3 protein-coding genes are annotated in these 2,387 nt (G+C 68.7%); all 3 read left to right on the forward strand.

Annotated features, from left to right (window positions below):
- The coding region (locus tag MCM47_RS39735; RefSeq protein ID WP_238951720.1) for a thiamine pyrophosphate-dependent enzyme at positions 1–266 on the forward strand (266 nt) is incomplete at its 5' end.
- A gap of 106 nt (positions 267–372) precedes the next feature.
- Complete coding sequence (gene ilvN, locus MCM47_RS39740; protein WP_238951331.1) at positions 373–897, forward strand: acetolactate synthase small subunit; 525 nt, start codon at positions 373–375, stop codon at positions 895–897.
- A gap of 148 nt (positions 898–1,045) precedes the next feature.
- Positions 1,046–2,044 carry a ketol-acid reductoisomerase gene (gene ilvC / locus MCM47_RS39745; RefSeq protein WP_238951721.1) on the forward strand — a complete coding sequence of 333 codons (999 nt, stop codon included), beginning with the start codon at positions 1,046–1,048 and terminating at the stop codon, positions 2,042–2,044.
- Positions 2,045–2,387: the final 343 nt, after the last annotated feature.

Here is a 2,387-nt window from a genome sequence, read left to right on the forward strand (position 1 = left end):
AACCGCCGGTCCAGGGCGGCACCAGGATCCCGGACTTCGTGATGCTCGCGGAGGCGATGGGCTGCGTCGGCCTGCGCTGCGAGCGCCCCGAGGACCTCGACGCGGTCATCAAGCAGGCGATGGAGATCGAGGACCGCCCGGTGGTCATCGACTTCATCGTCCACCAGGACGCCATGGTCTGGCCGATGGTCGCGGCCGGCACCAGCAACGACGAGATCCAGTTCGCCAAGGGCGTCCGGCCCGACTTCGGCGACGACACCGACTGACGGCCCGCCCTTCCCCAGCCTCTGGCCGGGGGCACCCCCAGGCCCGCCGCCACCCCGCTCACGACCGGCTCGCCGGACCCCCTAGCGACCGAGGAAACAGAGACACATGTCCAAGCACACCCTCTCCGTCCTGGTCGAGAACAAGCCCGGCGTGCTCGCCCGCATCGCCTCGCTGTTCTCCCGTCGGGGCTTCAACATCGACTCCCTCGCCGTCGGCCCGACGGAGCATCCGGACGTGTCCCGGATGACCATCGTGGTCAACGTCGAGGACCTTCCGCTGGAACAGGTCACGAAGCAGCTCAACAAGCTCGTCAACGTGATAAAGATCGTCGAGCTCGACCAGGCCGCTGCGATCCAGCGGGAACTGGTCCTGGTGAAGGTCCGCGCCGACAACGAGACCCGGTCGCAGATCGTCGAGATCGTCCAGCTGTTCCGCGCCAAGACGGTCGACGTGTCCCCGGACGCGGTGACCATCGAGGCCACCGGCAGCTCGGACAAGCTGGAGGCGATGCTCCGGATGCTGGAGCCGTACGGCATCAAGGAGCTGGTCCAGTCCGGCCTGGTCGCCATCGGGCGCGGCGCCCGGTCGATCACCGACCGCTCGCTGCGCGCCCTCGACCGCAGCGCGTGACCCGGGGACGGCGCGCCCACCACCGGCGTGACCAGCGCCGACGCGCGCCGTCTCACCCCCTGAAGCACTGCCCCACACCCCCGCCGGGTCCACGTACCGTAGGAAACGCAGTACCCGGCAAGACCATCACGCAAGGAGATGTGCCCCCGTGGCCGAGCTGTTCTACGAAGACGACGCCGACCTGTCCATCATCCAGGGCCGCAAGGTCGCGGTCATCGGCTACGGCAGCCAGGGCCACGCCCACGCGCTGTCCCTGCGCGACTCCGGTGCGGACGTCCGGGTCGGCCTGAAGCCGGAGTCGAAGTCCCGCCAGAAGGCCGAGGAGGCCGGTCTGCGCGTGGTCCCCCCCGCCGAGGCCGCGGCCGAGGCCGACGTCATCATGATCCTGGTCCCGGACCCGATCCAGGCCGACGTCTACGCCCAGGACATCGCGCCGCACCTGAAGGCCGGCGACGCCCTGTTCTTCGGCCACGGCCTGAACATCCGCTACGGCTTCATCAAGCCGCCGGCCGACGTCGACGTCTGCATGGTCGCCCCGAAGGGCCCGGGCCACCTGGTCCGCCGCCAGTACGAGGAGGGCCGCGGCGTCCCCGCGATCGTCGCCGTCGAGCAGGACGCCACCGGCAACGCCTTCGCCCTGGCGCTCTCCTACGCCAAGGGCCTGGGCGCCACCAAGGCCGGCGTCATCAAGACCACCTTCACCGAGGAGACCGAGACCGACCTGTTCGGTGAGCAGGCCGTCCTCTGCGGTGGCACCGCAGCCCTGGTGAAGGCCGGGTTCGAGACCCTGGTCGAGGCCGGCTACCAGCCGGAGATCGCGTACTTCGAGTGCCTGCACGAGCTGAAGCTCATCGTCGACCTGATGTACGAGGGCGGCCTGGAGAAGATGCGCTGGTCGGTCTCCGAGACCGCCGAGTGGGGCGACTACGTCACCGGTCCGCGCATCATCACCGACGCCACCAAGGCCGAGATGAAGAAGGTCCTCGAGGAGATCCAGGACGGCACCTTCGCCAACACCTGGATCGCCGAGTACAAGGCCGGTCTGCCGAAGTACAACGAGTACAAGAAGGCCGACGAGGACCACCTGCTGGAGACCACCGGCAAGAAGCTCCGCTCGCTGATGAGCTGGGTGAACGAGAAGGCCTGAGCCTGCCCGGACTCCGGTCCGGCGACGGTCCTGCCGCGCGCTCCTGCCGCATTCCGCAGGGCCCTTGTACAACTAGGCTGCTCCCGTCCGGGTGATTTCGCCGGACGGGAGCAGCCCGGTACCCAGCCCGTCGATACACTTCCGAGTGCGCGTCAGGCCCACAGCGTCGTGCGTCTACCTACGCGGCATGCCACCTTCCCCCCGCCTTCCACGCCACCTACGTGCCGGGGAGAACCGGACAGTTAAGGACACACTGTCGTGAGCACTGCTAACACTGTGACAACCGGCGTTGTGCTGATCGCCGAAGAGCTGTCGCCCGCCACCGTCGACGCCCTCGGCCCCG

Origin of the sequence: Kitasatospora sp. A2-31 (assembly GCF_022288725.1) — a bacterium.
In the GTDB taxonomy this organism is placed as follows: Bacteria; Actinomycetota; Actinomycetes; order Streptomycetales; family Streptomycetaceae; genus Kitasatospora.

Bases quoted from the DNA above. Each gene is read 5' to 3' on its own strand.
- ilvN (WP_238951331.1), top strand. From the start codon at position 373: ATGTCCAAGCACACCCTCTCCGTCCTGGTCGAGAACAAGCCCGGCGTG.